Below are 22,400 nucleotides of genomic sequence, written 5' to 3'. Positions count from 1 at the left end.
ATGAAATCCGGGTGACCTGGGGCGATTGCGACCCGGCGCGCATCGCCTATACCGGTCGCCTTCCGTGGTTTGCACTCGACGCGATCAATGCGTGGTGGGAGGAGCATCTGGGTCAGGGCTGGTATCAACTGGAACTGGACCGCAATGTCGGCACGCCCTTTGTGCGGCTTGAGATGGATTTTACCGCGCCGGTCACCCCGCGGCACCGGCTGATCTGCCATGTCTGGCCCAGCCGGTTGGGAGATTCCTCGATCACCTTCCGTGTCGATGCGGAACAGGACGGCAAACTGTGTTTCTCGGCCCGTACCGTCAGTGTGTTCATCACCGCCGACGCCTTCAAAAAACGCAAACCGCCCGAGGATATCCGCGACATGCTGGCCCCGTTCCTGAAAGATGCCGCGCCGTTTGACGCATAACAGTTTTCCTTTTTGCCGCGACACCTATAGTGTGCATTATTGTACATGTTCGGGATTGCGAAACTATGGCGGAAATCACAACCTTCGGCGGCGCTTCGACCCAGATCGACACCGAATCCGAGATGGAGCGCGCCATCTCGGCCCTGATGGTGCAGGTTGGTGAGCGTGTCCGAAGCGCCCGCGAACGCAAGGGCATTTCCCGGCGGGTCCTGTCTGAAAGCTCGGGCGTCTCGCAGCGCTATCTGGCGCAGTTGGAAACCGGCAGCGGCAATATCTCAATCGGGTTGCTCAAGCGCGTGGCCCATTCGCTGGATCACAAAATCGAATGGTTTCTGGGTGAGGAAGACCCCTGGAACTCACCCAGCCTGCGCGTCGCCGAACTGTTCTCCGCCGCCGACAGCGACACGCGCGAGGTTGTTTTGCAGCTGCTCTCGCAAGGCAACAATGCCTCGGGTCGGGCCGAGCGGATTTGCCTGATCGGCCTGCGCGGGGCCGGGAAATCGACGCTGGGCAAGCTGGCGGCGGAAAAGCTGGACGTGCCTTTTCTGGAGTTAAACAAAGAGATAGCCTTGCATGGCGGCATGCCCATTGATGAGATTCTGGCCCTCTATGGGCAGGAAGGATATCGCAAGCTTGAGGCCGGATCGCTGGACCGGGTGATCGAAAACTATGACCGGGTGATCCTCGCCGCCGCCGGTGGGATCGTGTCCGAACCCGAGACCTTCAACAAGCTTCTGTCGAAATTCCACACGATCTGGCTGAAGGCGTCGCCGCAAGAACATATGGACCGCGTGCGCGCCCAAGGTGACGAACGCCCGATGCAAGGCAATTCCGATGCGATGGAACAACTGACCTCGATCCTGACCAGCCGCGAGGCGTTGTATGCGCGGGCGGGCACCACGCTGGACACGTCTGCGTGCACGCTGGATCAGTCGCTGAGGAGTTTGATCGCGACAATCCAGTCGCGCCGGTTTTTGGAGTCATGATCCTGTGAACAGCACTGCGGTGCCTGATGTGAATTATAGCGCATCTGTGGTCGGTGACGGCGGGACTCTGGCACGCCCGCTATTGGGCTCGCCTGATCAGGAAACGCTCGGATCATAGGCCGGATGTCCTTGCCGATGGATGGACCGTCGCGGCGACTGCGATGTATGAAAGCGCAGGCGTGTTTCCCCTACGAATTTGGTTGAATTCGCATGAATATGCGCCTAGAGCGACCCTACCTCGGGGTGCGCGAAATGCGCTGAGATGCCGTCAGGCGAACCCGTTGAACCTGAACCGGCTAGAACCGGCGGAGGGAAAGGTGACGGTTTCATCCATCCTTGCCCCTCTCGCCGCATTGGAGGATGACATGAAACATCTGCTGATTGCTGCGGGACTGCTCAGCGCAACGTCGGCTTTTGCCGCCGATAAGCCCCAGTTGACCGTATATACCTATGACAGTTTTGTATCCGACTGGGGCCCCGGCCCGCAGGTGGAAAAGGCGTTCGAGGCCGAATGCGACTGTGATCTGAACCTCGTGGGCGTCGAGGATGGCGCAGCGCTTTTGTCGCGTATCCGGCTGGAAGGCGAAAACTCGGACGCGGATGTTGTTCTGGGTCTGGATACCAACCTGATCGCAGCGGCCAAGGAAACCGGCCTGTTCGCGCCCAGCCCGGTTGCGGCGGATTACACGCTGCCCATCGCCTGGAACGATGACGTCTTTGCCCCGTATGATTGGGGTTATTTCGCCTTTGTCCATAATGCGGATGCGGCGGCCCCGACCAATTTCCGCGATCTGGCCGACAGCGACACCAAGATCATCATTCAGGACCCGCGTTCATCGACCCCCGGTCTGGGGCTGCTGTTGTGGGTCAAGGCCGCCTATGGGGATGAGGCACCGGATATCTGGGCAGGTCTTGCCGACAATGTCGTGACCGTCACCAAAGGCTGGTCCGAAGCCTATGGCCTGTTTCTGGATGGCGAGGCGGACATGGTGCTCAGCTATACCACCTCGCCTGCGTATCACCTGATCGCCGAAGAGGATGCCAGCAAGGCCACCGCAGGGTTCGACGAAGGCCATTACATGCAGATCGAAGTGGCCGCCAAACTGGCCGGGACCGATCAGCCGGAACTGGCGGATCAGTTCCTGAACTTCATGGTGTCCGAGGCGTTTCAGCAGATCATCCCGACCACCAACTGGATGTATCCGGCGGTCACTCCGGCCTCGGGTCTGCCCGAAGGGTTCGAAACCCTGACCGTGCCGGAAAAGGCCCTGTTCCTTGACCCCGATGAAGCCGCCGCCGTGCGGGATCAGGCGCTTGCGGAATGGCTGGGCGCGCTCAGCCAGTAAGTGCCTGGCCGGGGATCGGCGCGGCGGCTCTGGTCGCGGCGCTGATCCTGTGCACATTGGCCGCCGTCGCCTGGCGGGCCGAGACGACGGGCGGGTTTGTCCCGTCCGACTGGGCCGCCTTGCGCTTTACCCTGACACAAGCGGTGCTGTCTGTCGTCTTCAGCGCAGCACTGGCCGTTCCGGTGGCCCGCGCGTTGGCGCGGCGCCGGTTCCGGGGGCGGAGTGCCCTGATCGCGCTGCTGGGCGCGCCGTTCATTCTGCCGGTCATCGTCGCCATTTTGGGTCTGTTGCAGGTGTTTGGCCGGGCAGGGTGGATTTCGGACATTCTGGGCCTGTTCGGCCTGCCGCCGATCCGTATCTACGGGCTGCATGGGGTCGTGCTGGCACACGTGTTCTTCAACCTGCCGCTGGCCACGCGGCTGATCCTGCAAGGGTGGCAGGAAATCCCGGCCGAGCGGTTTCGGCTGGCCGCCCAGTTGGGCAGCAACTGCTGGGCCATCTTCCGTCTGATCGAGTGGCCGATGCTGCGGCGCATTCTGCCCGGCGTTCTGGCGGTGATCTTTGCCATTTGCCTGACTAGTTTTGCGGTCGCCCTGACCCTTGGCGGAGGCCCGCGGGCAACCACCATCGAATTGGCGATCTATCAGGCCTTCACCTATGATTTCGACCTTGGCCGCGCGGCGCTGTTGTCGGCGCTGCAACTGGCACTCACCGCTGCTGCGGCCTTTGCGGCGCTCAGGTTCTCGCGCGAGGATGGGTTTGGCAGTGGTCTGGACCGGGCGATCCGCCGCTGGGATGGCGGGGCACCGTTTCTGGATGCGCTCTGGATTGCTGCCGCCACCGTGTTTCTGCTGCTGCCGCTGACGTCGGTTGTCCTGTCCGGTTTGGCCGGTCTGTTCGAACTGCCGGTGCTGGTGTTCCGGGCGGCGCTGACCTCGGTCATGGTCGCAATGGCCAGTACTGTGATCCTGCTTGCTCTGGCGTTACCCATGGCCGCAGCGGTTGCAGTTGGCCGATCCAGAATTGTCGAGATCAGCGGGATTCTGGGGCTTGCTGCCTCGTCTTTGGTGATCGGAACCGGGTTGTTTATTCTGGTGCGTCCGATGATCAACCCGTCGGCACTGGCGCTGCCGGTGACGGCACTTGTGAACGCAGTTATGGCTTTGCCCTTCGCGTTGCGCATTCTTGTTCCGGCGGCACGGGATGTAATTGCGGGGCAGGGACGGTTGGCGCTGTCGCTGGGCATGAGCCGCCGCGCATTTGTCCTGCGTGTTCTGCTGCCCCGGATGCGTCCGCAGATCGGCTTTGCCGCCGGGCTGGCAGCGGCGCTGTCCATGGGTGATCTGGGTGTGATTGCGCTGTTTGCCGACACGCAAATCGCCACGTTGCCGTTGCAGATTTACCGCCTTATGGGCGCCTATCAAATGCAGGCTGCGGCGGGCGGGGCGCTGCTGTTGCTGATCCTGTCAATGGGCGCATTTTGGCTGTTGGACCGAGGGGGCCGCTTGCATGCTGAAGCTTGAAGATTGCGCGATTGCAAATGGCAATTTCGCCCTGCGCGCCGATTTTGAGGTCGAGACCGGAGCCTCGGTCGCGATCATCGGCCCTTCGGGGGCGGGGAAATCCACACTGCTTGAGACCATAGCCGGGTTCCGGGACCTGCAAGCTGGCCGGATGTTCTGGGACCAACAGAACCTGACCGACTTGCCGCCCGGAAAACGCCCGCTGGCGATGCTGTTTCAGGACGGCAACCTGTTCCCTCATCTGAGCGCCGAGCAGAATGTCGCTTTGGGCATCAACCCGAACGGTCGCCTGTCGCAAAAAGAGCAATCGCAGGTGCAATCCGCCCTAACCCGCGTTGGTCTGAGCGGCATGGGCGCACGCAAACCGTCCGAATTGTCGGGTGGACAACAAAGCCGCGTGGCCTTGGCCCGGGTTCTTGTGCAAAATCGGCAGATCCTGCTGCTGGATGAACCCTTTGCCGCCCTGGGTCCGGCCCTGAAGGCGGACATGCTGGATCTGGTCGCTGATCTGGTGGCCGAGACCAGGACCACGCTGCTGATGGTCAGCCATGACCCCCGCGACGCGCATCGCATTGCCCGGCAGACGGTGCTGGTGGCAGATGGCGTCGCCCACCCGCCGGTGCCCACCGCAGAACTGTTCGAAAATCCGCCCGAGGTTTTGCGCGACTATTTGGGCTAAACTTCCAATCAAGCACCGACGGGATGTTTGGCCGTTGCGGCGGGATTGCTCATGCCAAATGTTCGATTATCAGAAACAATTCGCACTTATTCCGTAATCTGCTCGGCTCTCAGCCTGATTGTGTTTCAATAAATATCACTTTGATCCTAATTTAGCACCTGTCCACGGCGGTTTGGTGTTAAGGTTCTGCAGTATTGGTGAAGATTTGCCCTGAAGGCAGGGACAGTATGAGTGATAGTGACCTTGTTATTGAAAAGCCTGATGCGTCTCGCTGGCGTGTCTTTATTCTAGCGGTTTTTGTATGCGCCGCCATTCTCCGTATTGTTCAAATCCAAAACGCTGAAATCTGGCTGGATGAGGCAATGACCTGGCACTATGCCAGTCAGCCATGGGCTGAAATTGCGGATTTTGTCAGCAGCAACGATGTTCATCCACCGCTGCATTACTGGTTTACAAAACTCTTTCTGGTTTTTGGCGATGGCGCTTTTGCACTTCGGATCGGCCCTGTTCTGCTGGAGCTTTTGGCGCTTCCGCTGATCTATTGGTCGGCTTTCAATCTGGCGCCCGAGGGGCGGAAACGCGCGGTGGGGTTGGTAGCCATAGTATTGGCGGCCGCATCGGCGAACATGGTTTCAACCGGATTGCTGGCCCGTTCCTATGCCGGGCTCTATCTGTGCTTCACGATATGCTTCGCCGCGCTGAGTTGGATCGTGGCGCATAGGGAAATGGCCGTCAAATCGGTGTTCACCTCCGCAGGTGGCCCCGCGGCATTGCGCTATGGCGCGTTGGCGTTGGGCCTTGCGGGTATGGCCTGGTTTCACAATCTTGGCTTGCTTTACGGTGCGGCCGTAGGGGTGATCGCGTTTCTGATCTGGATTTTTGTTCTGGGGCGGCGGCTTGCAGCATTCGTCAATTTTGCTGCGGCGGCTGGGTTGGCATTTTTGCTGTATCTGCCTCAGCTTGGCACCTTTCTGCGCCAGCTTGGATCGGTCAGTTCCGATTATTGGATTCAACAACCCAGCCTGTTTGGCCTGATCCGATCCTTTCTGCAGATATTCGGCCAGAATCCCGCGCTTCAAAAAACGAGTGTTGTTGGGATGGCGCTGGCCGGCCTTGTATGCCTGATCGGGTTCTGCACGGCCCTTGCGCTTATACGGCAGCGCAATTGGGCGGTGCTTTTGCCGACCGCCGGGTTGCTCGTTGCGGTTTACGGATTGTTTGTACTGGTCACCTTTGGCGTGAAGCCCATAATGCTGAACCGGACAATGTACCCGATGCTTGCGCCCTGGTTTGTTCTTCTGGCGCTGGGTGTCTGCGCCATTTCATGGCCCGCTTTGCGCTGGGGTCTGGCAACAGGGCTTACGGCCATCCTGTTGTTTGCAGCTCTACATGTTACGGACAGCACGCGTTGGCGAAGTGAAGTTCTGCAGCAGATCGCACAAGATGCGGGGTCCGCTCCGACACTGATCACCGTGCCCAACGCGGCTGCGGTTATGATGGATTATCACACCCGGCGACTTGATCTTGCGATCAATACCATCCCGCTGCCAGCGCCTTACCCCGATCATTCAGAGGGCGCGCGATTCACGACCGGCTGGCCGGGGGTTCCGGCGCTGAATGATCGGGCTTTGCAAACGCTTGAGACTGCGCTGGCTGATAATCCCGAGGATGTTTGGGTTTTCCTGCGCGCCTATTGGATTTACGATCCGGATGCCTTGTTCAAGCCCTATTTGGATCAGCGCTATTGCTATCAGCCGGTAGATGGGCTTCCGAGCAAGCTCAATATGGTGTTCAAGCTGGCCCCCCGTGCGACATTGGCCGGGGGACCCTGTGACGACATGGGAAATGACGTGCATTTCCCATATGAGCGGCCAGATTATGGCCGATATTCTCTTGCGGAACCAACACCCTGAGATATCGCGTGCCGTTGCGCCCGGTGCTTATCTGTCGAGTGCAGATGCCTGCGGCCCAAACTGTGTCGTGGAACGCGCGGGCCGAAGAGATTACCCTTTGTAATCGCTGAGCGTGAAGAACAGCGTATCGCCAATCTCGCACAGTGCCGGGGTGCGCTTGCAGAAGACGACGCCGCCCTTGTTGAAATACAGCTCTTCGGGTTTTTCCCAGGGTTCCTTCAGGTTCCAGATGTAGCCGGCGAACTGGCCGTCCTCGACCACATCGCCCAGATTGACGCGCGGTTCGAACATGCCATCCTTGCGGGCAAAGATATAGTGATCGCCGGTTTGCATCGCTTTCAGCGCCACCTTGTGTTCGGGCTCGGGCAGCACTTCGTCGGTTTGCAGCACGCCCATCTCGCGCAGGCAGCGTTTCATGCCGTTCCAGGCGAAATCGCGAATCCAGGGGCGGATTTTGCCCGCGCCGCCCAGTTCGGTGGACAGGTAGATCTTGTCCAGTGGCAGAATCTCACCCGACAGCGTGGTCTCATGCACCCGGTCGCCCACGATGCCCAGCGGGGCGCCGAACAGCTCAAGGAATTTCATCTGCATCGCATCCTTGGCCTCATCCCCCATCAGACGGATTTTGACCGAGGGGTGGTGGTCGATGGATTTCCCGGCCGAATGCAGATCGAAAAACGCATCGCCGCGCGGGACGATCTGGGTGGTGATGTACCACGCAATCATTTCGGTCGGAGAGCCATACTGGTTGCCCGGGAACATCCGGTTCAGGTTGGCCTCGCCTGTCCAGTCCAGCGGCGAGGTGCGGCGGCCCGCATAAAAGGCCGGTGCGTTGGCGGCGGGCAGAAAGATGATCTGGCCGTTGATATCGCCGGGCTCAAGTTCCTGATACAGGCCATTGGTGACCGAAACGCCTTCGTATTCGTCGCCATGATTGGCACCGATCACAACGGCGACCGGGCCGTCGCCATTCTTGATCGACATGATCGGCATCGGCAGCCAGCCATAGGCCGAACGATCCGAGGAGAACTGGATACGGACATAACCGTGATGTTTGCCGGTCGCATCCAGATCGATCTCGCAGGACGGGGCGAGGGAGACTTTGGGGCAGGGCATTGGGGTGATCCTTCTGTTTATGCCGCTTGAGCTTGCGATTGAAGTTTGCGCCAGGCCGCGCCCAGCTTGGCGATGCCTTCGTTGATTTCGTCGATGGTGATGAAGCTGTAGGCCATGCGGATGAAATTCCCGGGATCGTCATTGGCAAAGCTCAGGCGACCGGACGAGACCTCGACCCCTTCTTCGATGCCCAGTTCGACCAGCCGCTCGGCATCGGTGCCGTCGGGCAGTTCGGCCCACAGGAAATAGCCGCCCTGGGGCGCGCGGATTCTGGCCTCGGGGATGTGTTCGGCAAAGGCTGCGATCATGGCATCGCGGTGGATGCGCATCTGATGGATCATCTCGTCGATATGATGGGCCATCTTGTTCGATTGCATCAGCTGCACCACGATCCGCTGGGCAAAGGCGTTCGAGCCGCCATCGGCCTTTTGCATCGCCATGCGCCGGATCACACCGGCATCGCCGATGGCCCAGCCGACCCGCAAACCGGGGGCGAGGATTTTCGACACGGTCCCCAGGCTGATTACATGGCCGGTGGTGTCCATCGACTTGATCGAGGGCACAACCTCGCCCTCGAACCGGATTCGGCGATAGGGGTCATCCTCGCAGATCACGAAGTTATAGCGCTGCGCCAGTTCCAGCAGTTTTTGACGGCGGGGCAGGGTGGTGGTGACGCCGGTCGGGTTGTGAAAATCCGGCACGTCGAACAGAAGCTTGGGCATCTGTTCGGCGTTGCTTTCCATCCGCTCCAGCTTATGCGCCAACTCGTCGGTACAGAAGCCTTCTTCATCCTGACCGATATCCAGAAAGCGCACGTTGTGGGTGCGCATGATGTGGATGGCGGTCATGTAGGTGGGGCGGGTGACGATCACGGTATCGCCCGGTTCGCAAAAGGTGCGCAGCGCCAGATCGAACGCGCTTTTGGACCCATAGGTGACCAGCACGTTTTCGCGGGACGCCCTGATGCCGTCTTCGGCCACAAAATTGCAAATCTCGTCGCGCAGGTCGTCCAGACCCATCAGCGGCGCATATTGCATCGCTTCTTCGCGCAGGGGACCAACGGCCTCGGTCGCCTCGCGCACCACATCGGGCAGGCAGGGCGGATAGGCCGCGCCAGAGTTGAGCGCGATCGTGCCCGGGGCATGATCAAAGACCGATTTGCCAAGAATGGCGGATCGGCGGGCGAATCTGAACTCGGTCATGGGTTTTCCAGTCAGGTCGTGGATGTGGCGGTCATACGGACGGGCAACGCGCTAACCTGCCGCAGCCCCTCCAAAGAAATTCCTTGCGTCAAATAATATATTATCTAGTATCATCCTCACGTCAACTCAGAATTACAGGGCTTCCATGGCACCCCAATACGCAGATTTCACTCGCGAGGAATTCGAGCAGCGCTATGCCAAAACCCGCGCGCTGATGGCTGAACAGAACCTCGATGCGATGCTGATCACCGAGCGGCTGAACTATCAGTACTATTCCGGCCACCGGTCCGAGCAATGCGCCGTGGACAAGATCCGTTCCTACATGGTCATCCTGCCCAAGGACGGCGACCCGACGCTGATCACCATGCCGTTCGAGGTCGCGCAGGTCGAACAGACCTCTTACATCACCGATATCCGCACCACGGGCGGTCTGATGGGGCACCCTGAATTCATCATCGGCGTGCTGAAAGAGCTTGGCTTGTCCAAGGCCCGCATCGGGTGTGAACTGGGCCGCGAGCAATATCTGGGCATTTCCTATCTGGGCCTGCAAGAGGTGATGAAGGGCCTGCCCGAGGCGACGTTCGAAGATGCCGCCGACATCATCCTGAAGGTGCGCAACGTGAAGTCGCCACAGGAAATCGAATATCTGCGCCGCGCGGCGATCATCTCGGCCGAGGCGCAGAAAAAGACGTTCACTCAGGTGCGGGCGGGCATGACCGAAAACGAGGTCGCGCAGGTCCTGCGTCAGAACCTGATCGAAAACGGGGCCGAAAAGATCTCGCTGCTATGTGTGCTGTCGGGGGCGAATGACAAGGGTATCGTTCTGCTGCCCACCGACCGGGTGATCCAGAAGGGCGAAACGCTGGGGTTCGATGTGGGGGTCAGCTATAAAGGCTACTGGTCGGACCTTGCGCGGACGGCTTCGGTCGGGGCACCTTCGGATGAGTTGAAGGAGTTCTATGGCTGGATGATGCAGCTGCGCCATGACTGCAACATGCAGCTGACCGCAGGCAACACACCTGCCGATGTGATCGGCGTTGTCGACAAATATCTGGCCGAGCGTGGGCTGAAAACCATGGGGGTCGGTCGGGTCGGCCACGGGGTCGGGATCGAGACCACCGAATACCCTTCGCTGGCCGCGTTCGAAGAGATCATCTTTGAGGTCGGCAATGTCTTTGCCTGCAACCCGAACTTCTCGAACCATCTTGGCTTTATCAATGCCGAGGACAACTGGGCCGTCACAAACGGTGAGCCTGATTTGCTGTCGGCCCCGGTTGCGGATTGGGACATCCCGGTCGTCGAGGCCTGAAAACCGCGTGGGGCCGCCCCTGACGGCCCCGCGCATAAGAAAATGCGGACGTACAACAATAACCGGCTGGAAAAACCACCGGAAAATCAACACACTGAAGCTACAATTGGGAGAATGACATGATGATCAAACGCAGAACTCTGCTGGCGCTGCCCGCGACGATGGCCCTGGCGCTTTCCGCTGGCACAGCCTTTGCCGACGGTCTGATGGACCGTGCCACGGGCGACGGGCTGCGGGTCGCGTTCTATAACTTCGCGCCTTACGCCTACAAGGATGACAGCGACACTCTGGTCGGTACCGATGTGGAAACCCTAAGCGCGGTTCTGGACAAGATGGGCGGCAAGATCGCCGAGGCGAACTCGACCGAATGGGGCGCGCTGATCCCCGGCGTCAAGGCCGACCGGTTCGATGTGGTGGCCGCGGGCATGTTCGTGACCCCGAAACGCTGCGCCGAGGTGCAGTTCTCGGAACCCACTTTCGGCATTCAGCAGGCGATGCTGGTTCTCGAAGGCAATCCAGAAGGGGTCAGCAATTTTGAATCCGTGGCGGAAAAGGGCCTGAAACTGGGTGCCGTCGCCGGTGCCGCGCAGGTTGGGTATGCCCAGACCGCCGGAATTGACGAGGCAAATATATCGCAACTGCCCGACAACCCGACAGGTGTTGCCGCGCTCAAGGCCGGGCGCATCGACGCATGGGCGGTGTCCGCGCCGGGTGTGCGCCAGATCATCGCCAGCGATCCGGGCGGTGTTGAATCCACCCCGGCGTTTTCGGACGTTGCCGGTGAACGGGCGGTGTCCCACGGGGCGTTTGCCTTCCGCAAGGATGATGCGGAGTTTGTGGCTGCCTTCAATCAGGCCATGGACGAGTTCATCGGTTCGCCGGAACACATCGCCATTCTGGAAAAGCATGGTATGACCGCAGATGAATTGCCGATCAGCTCGACCTCGGAACTGTGCGGCGGTTGAGCCTTCCTGAGCCCGGCCCTTTCAAGGGCCGGGTTAACATTCTGCCCGGCGGAGTATGTGCATGAATCGCATTGCCATCGTATCCGCGCTGATCGCCTTTCTGGTCGGCTTGACGGCCGCCACCTTTTCCGAGTTGCGGATATTCCTGCCCGCAATCCTCAAAGGGGCGGTGGTGACGGTCCAGGTTTCAGTTCTGTCCATCATCCTGTTCCTGTTCCTGTCCCTGATCGCGGGCATCAGCCGGTCGCGCGGGAACACCGCCATCCGCTGGATCGCGACGATCTATATCGAGGTGTTCAGAGGCACCTCATTGCTGGTCATCCTGTTCTGGATGTTCTTCGTGATGCCGGAATTTGGCCTGACCCTGTCACCGCTGGCCGCCGCCGTGCTGGCCTTTGGCCTGAACTACGGCGCTTACGGGGCCGAGGTGGTGCGCGGAGCCATCGGTGCGGTTGACAAAGGCCAGACCGAAGCGACCATCGCGCTGAACATGTCGCCCTACCGGCGCATGACCCGGATCATCCTGCCTCAGGCCATTGCGATCACAATCCCGGGGCTCAGCAATCTGACCATCGAACTGATCAAGGGCACGGCGCTGGTCTCGGCGGTGACACTGGTCGATATCACCTATGCCGCCGTGCAACAGAACCAGTTGCATTACCGAACGGTCGAGATTTTTCTGATCACCGTGATGCTCTATTACTGTCTGGCCCAGTTCGTTCGCTTTGGCGGCGAGGCGTTGGAAGAATACTTCACCCGTCACCTGAACAAGAGGGTCTGAGCCATGGACTGGAGATGGGATTTTACCTTCGACGTCGTGTTGCCCAAGATGTGGGAGGCCGCAGGCGTCACCGTCTGGGCCACCCTGGCCAGTTTTGCCCTTGCGCTGGTCGGCGGGCTGATCCTGATGTTGCTGAAAACGCACCGCTCAAAATGGGTCAGCCGCCCCGCAACCGAAGTGATCGAGGTGATCCGGGCGACACCCCTGCTGGTGCAGATTTTCTTTCTGTTCTTCCTGCTGCCCGAAATCGGCATCACCCTGCCGCCGCTGACCACGGGCATTCTGGCCATCGGCCTTTATAACTCCGCGCTATGCGCCGAGGTGTATCGCGCCGGGTTTCAGGCCGTTCCCAAGGGCCAGTGGGAGGCGTGCATTGCCCTGAACATGTCGACCTACCGGACGTTCAAGGACGTGATCATCCCGCAATCCCTGCCGCCCATCGTCCCGGCGCTTGGCAATTATCTGGTGGCGATCTTCAAGGAAACGCCGCTGCTGTCCTTTGTCGCCGTGGCCGAGATCATGCAGGTGTCGAAACTGATCGGGGCCGAGTATTACCGCTTTACCGAGGCCATCACCATCGCCGGGCTGTTCTTTCTGGTGATGAGCCTGATCGCCGCATTCCTGATCCGCATCGTCGAGAATTACGTCAAAAGGAGCATCCTGCATTGACCCATCCCATGATCCAGTTTGACAAGGTGCTCAAGGCTTACGGTGCGCTCAAGGTTCTGGAAGACCTGGATTTCTCGGTCGACAAGGGCGAAGTGGTGTCGATCATCGGCCCTTCTGGTTCGGGCAAGACCACCGTGTTGCGGGTGCTGATGACGTTGGAGCCCATTCAGGGCGGAACCATGTATGTGGATGGCGAGCCGCTGAACCGGATGAATGTGGATGGCCAACTGGTCGATGCGTCCAAGGCCCATATCAGCCGCATCCGTTCGAAACTCGGGATGGTGTTTCAGAACTTCAACCTGTTCCCGCACATGACGGCGCTGCAGAACTGCATCGAAAGCCCGATCTATACGCAAGGCAAATCCAAGGCCGAGGCCACGGACGAGGCGATGCGCCTGCTGGACATGGTCGGGCTGGCCGACAAGGCGGGTCACTATCCCAGCCAGCTATCAGGCGGTCAGCAACAGCGGGTGGCCATCGCCCGCACCCTGGCCATGCACCCCGAGGTGTTGCTGTTTGATGAGCCGACCTCGGCGCTGGATCCGGAAATGGTTGGTGAGGTGCTGCAGGTCATTCGCGATCTGGCCAATTCGGGGAATTACACCATCCTGCTGGTGACGCATCAGATGGGGTTCGCCCGCGAGGTCTCGGACCGGGTCTGTTTCTTTGACGGCGGCAAGATGGTCGAGCAGGGCCGCCCCGACGACCTGTTCGGCAATCCGCAGAACCAGCGGCTGCAACAATTCCTGTCCAAGGTGCTGGAGGCCGGATGAAGCAAGTCGCACCATCGCATCCAGACAGGGCCCATGGCCTCTATCCCGATGCGGTGGCGCTGCGCGCGGCCCTGACCCGCAAAGACATATCCGCCCGCGCAGCACTTGAGGCCTGTTTTGCCGAGATCGATACCCGCAATGATGTGATCAACGCGGTGGTCTATCAGGATCGGGATGGTGCCCGGGCACGGGCCGATGCCTGCGACCGGGCGGACAGGCCCATCGGCCCGCTGCACGGGGTTCCGGTCACCGTTAAGGAATGCTTTGACTGGGCAGGTCACCCCACCACATGGGGCGATCCGGCGCGGGCAGAGGATATCCGGCCCGAGGATTCCGCAGTTGTAGCCCGCCTGAAACAGGCCGGGGCGGTCATTTTCGGCAAAACCAACATCCCGCCATACCTGTCGGATTGGGAAACAGCCAATCCCCTGTTTGGCTCCACCCGCAATCCACATGACCCGGCCCACAGCGCGGGCGGGTCCTCGGGCGGATCGGCGGCGGCGGTGGCCTCGGGTATGTCCTATATTGATATCGGCAGCGATCAGGGTGTCTCGATCCGCTATCCGGCGCAGTGTTGCGGTGTTTACGGGTTAAAGCCCAGCTGGGGCGAAATCTCGCTTGCGGGTCATAGCCCGCTGAACGAAAGGCGCGAACCCGATATCGGTGCGGCGGGGCCGCTGGCCCGGTCGGCGCGCGACGTTGCGCTGGCCCTTTCGGTATTGCGCACCAATCCGGGTCCGCGGAAAACGACCCTGCCGCCAAAGATCAGGGTCGCTCAGCTTCCGCCCTTGCCGGGTTGTCCGATTGCTGCACGCTATCAAAAGGCGCTGGACGGGTTTGCCGAACGCCTGACCCATGCCGGGGCAACCGTCGTTCACGCCCAACCCGACATCGACTTTGACCGCGCGACCGAATTGATGAACTTGCTGGTGCGCGCCGAGACCGCGCGCAAGTCCGAACTTGTGGCTCAGTTCCGCGCCCGCCAGTACATGGAACCCGCCACCCGGAACACATTCGCAGACCTCAACACCAAGGGCACGACGCTCAGCCACAGGGACTGGCTGATCCTGCATGAGGAACGGCTGGAGCTGTGCCAGACGGTTGCCGCGTTTTTCAGGGAAACCGACATCCTGCTATGTCCAGCCGCCGCCGGTCTCGCGCCACCGTTTCGCCTTGCCAACGATGCTGCTGGCCGGACGGTGCCTGTGAACGGCGGGGAAATGCCCATTCTGAAACTGCACATGCTGTATATGCTGGGCAGTCTGCTGTATCTGCCTGCCTGCACCATGCCCATCGGCAGAATCGACGGACTGCCGGTTGGCGTGCAACTGATCGGCGCATCCGGCAGCGACGATATGCTGCTTGCCGTCGCCAGCACATTCAGCGGCCTAGCGGGCATCTGAAAGGAACGAGGGATATGAAAGAGTTTCTCAATTACGGCGACGGTCCCAAGGCGATTTATGAGGTTCTGAAACGGCAGATCATCTCGGGCGAACTCGAAGCCGGGCAGGAGCTGAAAATCATGCCTCTGGCGAAAGAGATGGATATCTCCATCGTTCCCCTGCGCGAAGCTATCCGCATGCTGGCGGCCGAGAAACTGGTGGAACTGCGCCCCCGCCGCAGCCCCATCATCGCCCGGCTGGACGTGCGGGATCTGGTCGAAATGAACCAGATCCGTGGCGCGCTGGAGCCGATCATACTGGCCGATGCCATTGCCCGACACAGTCCGGAAACACTGGCGGAGTGTCACGATATCCTGAAACGGACCGCAAGTATCAAGGACCCGTGGGAGATGGTCGAATTGAACAAGGCGTTTCATCTGGCCTTGCTGGGTCCGTCGCGCCTGAAACGCTCGTTGGATATCATCGCCGACCAATATGACGGCATTGCCCGTTTGACCCAGTACAGGGTGATCACCCACAAGGATCAGCTTGGCAAACTGCATGATGAACACGCGCTGATATTGGACGCCGCCCAATCCGGTGATGTGGTCAGCGCCACCAATGAGATGAAAATACATATCGATCAGGCCACGGAACGGGCCCGGCGAGAGTTGGGGGAACCCCACGATCCGGCCTTGTCATATGGCAGCCCGGTTGCCTGAAACTGGCCCCGCGCAATCAAATCATTGGCAATGACGGCAGGATTCAGTTGTGGTTTGCCCATTTATTGATAAAAAGCCCGGGACACCTGACGCTGGCAGTAAGTTATCGATAAAATGAAAACCACCACCTCTTCCTGGACCCGTGACGCGGCGCTAGCCCTGCATGATCTTCCCCTGATGGACCTGTTGTTCCGCGCACAGACCGTGCATCGCGAACATTTCGACCCGAACAAGGTTCAGACGTCAAAACTGCTGTCGATCAAGACCGGTGGCTGCGCCGAGGATTGCGCCTATTGCTCGCAATCGGCGCGCAACGGCTCGACCCTGTCGGCGTCGAAACTGATCGAGGTGCAGCGCGTTCTGAACGAGGCGCGTAAGGCACGTGATGGCGGGGCAACTCGGTTCTGCATGGGGGCTGCCTGGCGTGAGCCCAAGGACCGGGACATGGACGCGCTGGTCGCTATGGTCGAAGGGGTGCGCGACCTTGGGATGGAAACCTGCATGACGCTGGGCATGCTGGACGACAATCAGGTCGTCCGTCTGCGCGACGCGGGTCTGGATTACTACAACCACAATATCGACACGTCCGAGCGGTATTATTCCGAGGTCATCACCACCCGCACTTTTGCCGACCGGATCGACACGATGAACCGCGTGCAGGAAGCCGGGATCAAAGTGTGCTCGGGTGGTATTCTGGGCATGGGTGAGGAAACCCAGGACCGGGTCGACATGCTGGTGACGCTGGCCAATATGTCGCCCGCGCCGGATTCAGTGCCGATCAACATGCTGATGCCGCAGGAAGGTACGCCGCTGGCGGATGCCAAGCCCATTGAACCGATCGACTTCGTGCGTGTGATCGCCACCGCGCGTATCATGATGCCGACATCTTACGTGCGTCTCTCGGCGGGCCGCAGCGAGATGAGCGATGAGATGCAGGCAATGTGTTTTCTGGCCGGGGCGAACTCGATCTTTGTGGGTGAAACCCTGTTGACCGCAGAAAACCCGGAGCAGGATACCGATGCGATCCTGTTCGCCAAGCTGGGCATTCAGGCGGAAACCGCAGCCGATCAAGGTTGTCAGGACGCCGCCGAATGAAAGCCCTCGACCGGCTGAGGTCCATGCTGGGTGTGCTCGACACCCGGCATCGGCGGCGTGTGCTGTCGCCTCAGTCCGGGTTGGATTTCGCGTCCAACGATTACTTGGGCCTGTCGCAATCGCCGCTGCTGGAGCAGGCCGCACGTCAGGCGCTGGAGCGCGGCGTGCCGCTGGGCTCTGGCGGGTCGCGGCTGTTGCGGGGCAACCATCCCGAACATGAAGCACTGGAGCGGGAGGCCGCAGCCTTTTTCGGCGCCGAGGCCGCTTTGTTCATGGGTGGCGGGTTTCAGGCCAATCAGGCGATATTCTCGACCCTTCCGGCGGCAGGTGATCTGATCCTGCATGACGAGCTTGTCCATGCCAGCGCCCATGAAGGCATGCGCCTCGGTCGCGCTGATACGCGCTCGTTTGCGCACAACGATGCCTCAGCCGCGCATCGCGCCATCGCCGATTGGCAGATGGCGGGCGGGTCCGGGCAGGTCTGGATCGCGGTGGAAAGCGTCTATTCCATGGAAGGCGATCTGGCACCGCTGGGCGAACTGGCCCGGCTGGCGCGCGCTCATGACGCGGTGCTGGTCGTGGATGAGGCGCATGCCACCGGCGTGTTCGGCCCCCACGGGCGGGGCCTTGCCCATGGGTTGGACTGCGAGGTCCTGACCCTGCACACTTGCGGCAAGGGGTTGGGCGTGTCCGGCGGGCTGATCTGCGGGGCACAGGTGATGATCGACACGCTGATCAACCGCGCTCGGCCCTTCATCTTCGCGACCGCCCCGGCCCCGTTCAGCGCTGCCCTTGTGCGGGCCGTTCTGCACCACCTGCAATCGGACAGCACCCTGACCAAGGCTGCCTGCACGCGCATGCAACACGCCCATGCCGAGGCGCGGCGCAATGGCATCCCTGAGAATGCGCTGAACAGCCAGATCATCCCCGTTGTTCTGGGCGACGAGGCGCGCACCATGGCCATGGCCGCGACCCTTCAGGCGCAGGGGTTCGATATACGCGGCATTCGCCCGCCAACCGTACCGCGCGGCACGTCGCGGCTGCGGGTCTCAATTACCGGAAATGTCAGCAATTCGGATATCTCTGCTTTGTTCGAAATTCTCGCCGATCACCGGAAGGACGCCGCATGAGCGCCGTGATCGTCACTGGCACCGATACAGGGGTCGGCAAGACCGTTTTCGCCGCTGGCCTGACTGCTGCGCTGGGTGCAACCTATTGGAAACCCGTCCAATCGGGCCTTGAAGACGCAACCGACACCGCAACGGTAACCGATCTTTCCGGAGCCAAAACCTTGCCCGAGGCTTACCGGCTGAACATGCCCGCCTCACCCCATCTGTCGGCCGAGGATATGGGTCTGGAAATCGACCTGTCCCGCCTTGCGCTGCCGCAGGTCGAAGGCCCCTTGGTTGTCGAAGGCGCAGGCGGCGTGATGGTGCCGCTGAACCGGGAACATTTCTTTCTTAATCTCTTTGCCCGCTGGCAGGCGCCGGTTGTACTGGTCGCCCGCACGGCGCTGGGTACGATCAATCACACGGCCCTGTCGCTGATGGCGCTGCGCAATGCAGGCTGCAAGGTGGTGGGTGTGGCGTTCATCGGCGAGGCCGAGCCGGATGTGGAACAGACCATCGCTCAGATGTGCAACACTCGCCATCTGGGTCGGCTACCGCATATCGACAATCTGACCCGTGACGGCCTGACCGCCGCGTTCGACGCCATCGACGTCGCCACGATCCGAGGCGCGCTGTGACTCCGCTGGAATTTGACGCCCGCCATCTGTGGCACCCTTATACCAACGTGCTGGACCCCGGCCCGATGCACCTGATCACGCAGGCCGAAGGGGTCTGGCTGACCCGCGACGACGGGGTGCGGATGATCGATGCGATGTCGTCCTGGTGGTGCGCGGTGCATGGGCACGGTCACCCGGCCATCACCGGCGCGATGCAGGCGCAGCTGGCGCAGATGCCGCATGTGATGTTCGGTGGGCTGACCCATGAAGCGGCGATCGATCTTGGGCGCAAACTGATCGAGCTGCTGCCCGCAGGGATGGACCGGATTTTCTACTCCGACAGCGGCTCGGTCGCGATCGAGGTCGCACTGAAGATGGCGGTGCAGTACCAAATGGCCATGGGCCGCACCGAGCGGACCCAATTCGCCACCATTCGCGGTGGCTATCACGGCGATACCTGGAAAGCGATGAGCGTTTGCGATCCCGTCAACGGGATGCATGGGCTGTTCAGCGGGGCGCTCTCGATCCAGCATTTCCTGCCGCGCCCGCAGATCGCCCTTGATCAGGACTGGTCCGAGGATGGAGAGATCAACGGTCTGGACTCGCTGGAGCAGTTGCTGTCCTCGGACGGTCACCGCATCGCGGCCCTGATCCTTGAGCCGGTCGTGCAGGGCGCGGGCGGGATGTATTTCTATCACCCGACCTGGCTGCAACGCGCGCATGAGATGTGCCGCGCCCATGACGTGCTGGTGGTCTTTGACGAGATCGCCACCGGCTTTGGCCGCACCGGAGAATTGTTCGCGATGCATCACGCCGGGGTCGTCCCGGATATCCTGTGTCTGGGCAAGGCGCTGACCGGTGGGCATATCACTCTGGCGGCCACTGTCACGTCCGAGACTGTCGCGCGTGGCATCGGCGAAAGCGCTGCCAGCGTTCTGATGCATGGGCCCACCTATATGGCCAACCCGCTGGCCTGCGCGGCGGCCTGCGCCAGTCTCGATCAGCTCTCGGTCAGAGACTGGCGCGGCGAAGTCAGTGCTATCGAAAAGCAAATGCAGCAGGAGCTGTCACCCGCGCGCGATCTGCCGGGTGTTGCCGATGTACGTGTGCTGGGCGCAATCGGGGTGATCGAAATGACCGATCGGGTCGATCCGTCCATCGCCCACGCGCGCGCGCCGGACACCGGCGTCTGGCTGCGCCCTTTCGGTCGCAACATCTATTGCATGCCGCCTTATGTTATCTCTTCGGACGAACTTAGCCGGGTGGCCGATGCCATGCTGTCGTTGGTAAGAGGCGATGCATGAACCGGCATTGGCTGTCGCGCAAAGGAACCCCCGACCTGATCCTGATTTTCGGAGGATGGGCAGTTGGTCCCGCACCTTTCAAGGGCGTTGAGGGGTCCGGGGATATCCTGTTCGTGGATGACTATACCCGAGTGGATGACCCGCTGCCGGAACTGGCGCAATACGACCGTGTCGATCTGATTGCCTTTTCCTTCGGCGTGGCCTCGGCGGCGCATTGGCTGCAGATGACGGACTTTCAAACCCACCGACGGGTCGCGGTCAGCGGTACTCTTTTCCCTGCAGACCCGGACCGTGGCATCGCCCCCGAGATGATCCGCGCCACAGCCGAACAGTTAAGCGCGGCAAGCTTTGAAAAATTCTGCCGCCGCGCCGGTCTGGATGACCCCGCGCCGAAGATCGACATCGCCGCCGCCCGGCAAGAGCTATACGCCATAATTGACCGTGGCCCCGCCGCTGATCCCGGTTTTGACCGTATCTGGATACCGCAGCGCGACCGGGTCATCCCCACCAAGGCGCAAGAGGCCGCGTGGGCCACGCATCCACAGGCCGTCCGCACCATCCCCGGCCCCCACATTCCGTTTCGTAATGGTCAGAATTGGGCAGAGTGGCTGACATGACCGCACAGATGACCGCCCGCGTTCAGCGCAGCTTCAGCCGCAGCTTCGCCACCTACCACGCCGCCGCCCATCAGCAGGCCCGGATCGCCGAACGGCTGGTGCAGGCGTTGCTGGATGGCGGTCCCCCCCAGCGGTTCAACCGGGTGTTGGAGCTTGGATGCGGCACCGGTCATCTGACCCAGCGCGTGCAAACGGTTTTCCAGCCGGGTCACATGACCCTAAACGACCTGTCAGCCGAAGCGCAGCAAACGGCTGAGGCCCACGGGGCCGCCTTCCTGCACGGCGACGCAAGGGCCGTCGATTGGCACACGCAACCCGATCTTGTGGCCTCGGCCTCGATGATCCAGTGGCTGCCCGATCCGGCGGAATTTCTGCGAAAGGCGGCGGGCGCGCTGGCTCCGGGTGGATGGCTGGCGGTCTCGGGCTTTGGACCCGAGCAATATCGGGAACTGGTGCAAATCGGCTCTGCCGCCAAAGCGCCGGGCCTGTGCCGGGCCGAGGATATGGCGGCTGCCGTGCGCAACGACTTGGAGGTCGTCTGCATCGGCGAAACCACCGAGCAGATGTATTTCCAATCCCCCCGACAGGTGCTTGAACACCTGCGCAGCACCGGAGTGAACGGACGGGCGCAGAAGGCCTGGACCAAATCCGATCTGCTGCGGTTCACGCAGGATTTCACCCGGAACTTCGGCGGCGACAAAGGCCTGCCGTTGACCTATCATCCGGTCTGGCTGATCGCGCGAAAAAACCGGTAACCTTCTGAGAAATACAGTTGCTAGTTAATCGGAGGTGCTCCGGTAAAGCGCTGCGCGCGGATTTTTTCCAGCGACAGGCCGCAATGGTTGCGAAAGCTGTGCCGCATCGCAACCGGCGACGAAAACCCGGTGGCCGCCGAAATCTCGCGTGGGGACATATCCGTATAGCGCAGCAGGCTCAGGGCGCGTTCCAGACGGAGCTCACGATAGGTGGTCAGAAGCCGCTTGCCCGTCTTGCTCAGGAACCGCCGCTGAAGCTGCCGGATCGATGTGCCGAGATTGCTGGACAGATCGGTGATTTTCAAAGGCTCTTCTATATGGCGCAGCATCTCTTCGATGGCCTGCCGGACAACCGGATCAGCGCCGGACCGTTGGATCAGCCGGGTGGCAAGCTGGCTTTGGTTTTCGGATTGTGTCTCGGACAGGCCGATATAGCCGCGCAATGTGTCCGCCAGATGATCCCCGTGATCGCGCGAGACGAACTCGGCCAGCAAGCGCAGTGTACTCAGCCGGGTCGAGGCGCTGTGAACGCGACCGTCCTTTGCCATATGGGTGCCCGACATCTTACCGTTCAGGCCGCCTTCCCGTGCGGCGGCGGCAAAGTTCGGATGGATGGCCGCATTGGTTTGGTCAGGCCATCCGATCTGGGCCAACAGCAGAACCGCACCCCCAACCAGAACCGAGCGCGGGGCCAGTCGTAGCACTTGCACGGCCCGAGTTTTCTCGGGCGGTGTGCAGGACCAGGCGTTGTATATATCCCCCCAGAATATGGCGGTGCGACCGGTCCAGTAGGACGGTCCTTCCGCTGTCATTGTCGCAAGGGTATGAAGCTTGACGCGATAGGCGTGATCTTCGATCAGATCGTTCAGGGCCCGGTAAAATTCATCAATCAACTCCACCGAGGGCTCGGCGTGTCCATTGGCAAGAATGACGTCGATATGATGTGTTCTGATCCGCGCCACAGCCGCGGCCTCGGGCAGTTCCTGCGAGTATTTACTGAGGACATAGTGTTTCATTCTTCCTCCATCGGTGCGGGCGACTGCGTTCTTGCCGGAATGTGAGTTTCCCCCGCCTGTTTGGGCGGGGTTTTTGCTTGTTGTTAACCTGTCACTCAGCAGCTT

At 60.9% G+C, this 22,400-nt stretch carries 22 protein-coding genes and 1 riboswitch; of the genes, 19 read left to right on the top strand and 3 right to left on the bottom strand.

Annotation, left to right across the window (positions count from 1 at the left end; all coding sequences use genetic code 11):
• The 6 genes from MPJ51_RS10280 to MPJ51_RS10255 all read left to right on the top strand — a co-directional run.
• Positions 1-416, top strand: a 416-nt coding sequence (locus tag MPJ51_RS10280; protein WP_298385724.1) for a thioesterase family protein, incomplete at its 5' end; no start/stop codon positions are given.
• Between the two features lie 65 nt (positions 417-481).
• A complete protein-coding gene (locus tag MPJ51_RS10275; RefSeq protein WP_298385721.1) occupies positions 482-1,402 on the top strand; it encodes a helix-turn-helix transcriptional regulator in 921 nt (306 codons plus the stop codon).
• Between the two features lie 229 nt (positions 1,403-1,631).
• A riboswitch (TPP riboswitch) is annotated at positions 1,632-1,734 on the top strand.
• 33 nt (positions 1,735-1,767) lie between these two features.
• Positions 1,768-2,748, top strand: a complete 981-nt coding sequence (gene thiB / locus MPJ51_RS10270) for a thiamine ABC transporter substrate binding subunit (RefSeq protein ID WP_298385718.1) — start codon at positions 1,768-1,770, stop codon at positions 2,746-2,748.
• The gene (locus MPJ51_RS10265) at positions 2,724-4,271 is read left to right on the top strand and encodes a thiamine/thiamine pyrophosphate ABC transporter permease ThiP (RefSeq protein WP_298385716.1); all 1,548 of its coding nucleotides are present in this window, start codon (positions 2,724-2,726) and stop codon (positions 4,269-4,271) included. Before thiB ends, MPJ51_RS10265 begins: the two co-directional genes overlap by 25 nt.
• Entirely contained in the window at positions 4,258-4,950 is a 693-nt protein-coding gene (locus MPJ51_RS10260) for an ATP-binding cassette domain-containing protein (RefSeq protein WP_298385713.1), read from the top strand. Before MPJ51_RS10265 ends, MPJ51_RS10260 begins: the two co-directional genes overlap by 14 nt.
• Before the next feature lie 227 nt (positions 4,951-5,177).
• On the top strand, positions 5,178-6,863 hold the full coding sequence (locus tag MPJ51_RS10255) for a hypothetical protein (RefSeq protein WP_298385710.1): 1,686 nt from the start codon (positions 5,178-5,180) through the stop codon (positions 6,861-6,863).
• A 90-nt stretch (positions 6,864-6,953) separates the two neighbouring features.
• Here MPJ51_RS10255 and MPJ51_RS10250 read toward each other — a convergent pair whose 3' ends face one another.
• Both MPJ51_RS10250 and MPJ51_RS10245 read right to left on the bottom strand, forming a co-directional pair.
• Positions 6,954-7,979 (bottom strand): succinylglutamate desuccinylase/aspartoacylase family protein, encoded by a 1,026-nt coding sequence (locus MPJ51_RS10250; RefSeq protein WP_298385707.1) that lies wholly within the window; start codon positions 7,977-7,979, stop codon positions 6,954-6,956.
• A 17-nt stretch (positions 7,980-7,996) separates the two neighbouring features.
• Entirely contained in the window at positions 7,997-9,181 is a 1,185-nt protein-coding gene (locus MPJ51_RS10245) for a PLP-dependent aminotransferase family protein (protein ID WP_298385704.1), read from the bottom strand.
• Positions 9,182-9,326: 145 nt separating this feature from the next.
• Here MPJ51_RS10245 and MPJ51_RS10240 point away from each other — a divergent pair, with 145 nt between their 5' ends.
• The 13 genes from MPJ51_RS10240 to MPJ51_RS10180 all read left to right on the top strand — a co-directional run bounded on the left by MPJ51_RS10240 (position 9,327) and on the right by MPJ51_RS10180 (position 21,279).
• Positions 9,327-10,490 carry a Xaa-Pro peptidase family protein gene (locus MPJ51_RS10240; RefSeq protein ID WP_298385701.1) on the top strand — a complete coding sequence of 388 codons (1,164 nt, stop codon included), beginning with the start codon at positions 9,327-9,329 and terminating at the stop codon, positions 10,488-10,490.
• Positions 10,491-10,609: 119 nt separating this feature from the next.
• Entirely contained in the window at positions 10,610-11,455 is an 846-nt protein-coding gene (locus tag MPJ51_RS10235) for a transporter substrate-binding domain-containing protein (RefSeq protein WP_298385698.1), read from the top strand.
• 61 nt (positions 11,456-11,516) lie between these two features.
• A complete protein-coding gene (gene ehuC, locus MPJ51_RS10230) occupies positions 11,517-12,236 on the top strand; it encodes an ectoine/hydroxyectoine ABC transporter permease subunit EhuC (RefSeq protein WP_298385695.1) in 720 nt (239 codons plus the stop codon).
• A 3-nt stretch (positions 12,237-12,239) separates the two neighbouring features.
• Positions 12,240-12,905 carry an ectoine/hydroxyectoine ABC transporter permease subunit EhuD gene (gene ehuD / locus MPJ51_RS10225; protein WP_298385692.1) on the top strand — a complete coding sequence of 222 codons (666 nt, stop codon included), beginning with the start codon at positions 12,240-12,242 and terminating at the stop codon, positions 12,903-12,905.
• Positions 12,902-13,678, top strand: coding sequence for an ectoine/hydroxyectoine ABC transporter ATP-binding protein EhuA (gene ehuA / locus MPJ51_RS10220; protein WP_298385689.1), 777 nt, complete (start codon positions 12,902-12,904; stop codon positions 13,676-13,678). The genes ehuD and ehuA overlap by 4 nt, the downstream gene beginning before the upstream one ends.
• Positions 13,675-15,081, top strand: a complete 1,407-nt coding sequence (locus tag MPJ51_RS10215) for an amidase family protein (protein WP_298385687.1) — start codon at positions 13,675-13,677, stop codon at positions 15,079-15,081. The genes ehuA and MPJ51_RS10215 overlap by 4 nt, the downstream gene beginning before the upstream one ends.
• Positions 15,082-15,095: 14 nt before the next feature.
• Positions 15,096-15,782: a GntR family transcriptional regulator gene (locus MPJ51_RS10210; protein WP_298385684.1), complete on the top strand. Its 687-nt coding sequence runs from the start codon at positions 15,096-15,098 to the stop codon at positions 15,780-15,782.
• A 114-nt stretch (positions 15,783-15,896) separates the two neighbouring features.
• Positions 15,897-16,877, top strand: coding sequence for a biotin synthase BioB (gene bioB, locus MPJ51_RS10205; RefSeq protein WP_298385681.1), 981 nt, complete (start codon positions 15,897-15,899; stop codon positions 16,875-16,877).
• Positions 16,874-18,007, top strand: coding sequence for an 8-amino-7-oxononanoate synthase (locus tag MPJ51_RS10200; RefSeq protein WP_298385678.1), 1,134 nt, complete (start codon positions 16,874-16,876; stop codon positions 18,005-18,007). The genes bioB and MPJ51_RS10200 overlap by 4 nt, the downstream gene beginning before the upstream one ends.
• Complete coding sequence (bioD, locus tag MPJ51_RS10195; protein WP_298385676.1) at positions 18,004-18,624, top strand: dethiobiotin synthase; 621 nt, start codon at positions 18,004-18,006, stop codon at positions 18,622-18,624. The genes MPJ51_RS10200 and bioD overlap by 4 nt, the downstream gene beginning before the upstream one ends.
• Complete coding sequence (bioA, locus tag MPJ51_RS10190) at positions 18,621-19,907, top strand: adenosylmethionine--8-amino-7-oxononanoate transaminase (protein ID WP_298385674.1); 1,287 nt, start codon at positions 18,621-18,623, stop codon at positions 19,905-19,907. The genes bioD and bioA overlap by 4 nt, the downstream gene beginning before the upstream one ends.
• Positions 19,904-20,524: a pimeloyl-ACP methyl esterase BioG family protein gene (locus tag MPJ51_RS10185; RefSeq protein WP_298385671.1), complete on the top strand. Its 621-nt coding sequence runs from the start codon at positions 19,904-19,906 to the stop codon at positions 20,522-20,524. Before bioA ends, MPJ51_RS10185 begins: the two co-directional genes overlap by 4 nt.
• On the top strand, positions 20,521-21,279 hold the full coding sequence (locus MPJ51_RS10180; protein WP_298385668.1) for a methyltransferase domain-containing protein: 759 nt from the start codon (positions 20,521-20,523) through the stop codon (positions 21,277-21,279). Before MPJ51_RS10185 ends, MPJ51_RS10180 begins: the two co-directional genes overlap by 4 nt.
• A gap of 20 nt (positions 21,280-21,299) precedes the next feature.
• Here MPJ51_RS10180 and MPJ51_RS10175 read toward each other — a convergent pair whose 3' ends face one another.
• Positions 21,300-22,295, bottom strand: coding sequence for a helix-turn-helix domain-containing protein (locus MPJ51_RS10175; protein ID WP_298385664.1), 996 nt, complete (start codon positions 22,293-22,295; stop codon positions 21,300-21,302).
• Positions 22,296-22,400 lie beyond the last annotated feature (105 nt).

Source organism: Ruegeria sp. (assembly GCF_028066395.1).
Taxonomy (GTDB): domain Bacteria; phylum Pseudomonadota; class Alphaproteobacteria; order Rhodobacterales; family Rhodobacteraceae; genus Ruegeria.
The sequence above is the reverse complement of the archived record's forward strand: the minus strand, read 5'-3'. Positions and strand labels throughout refer to the sequence as shown.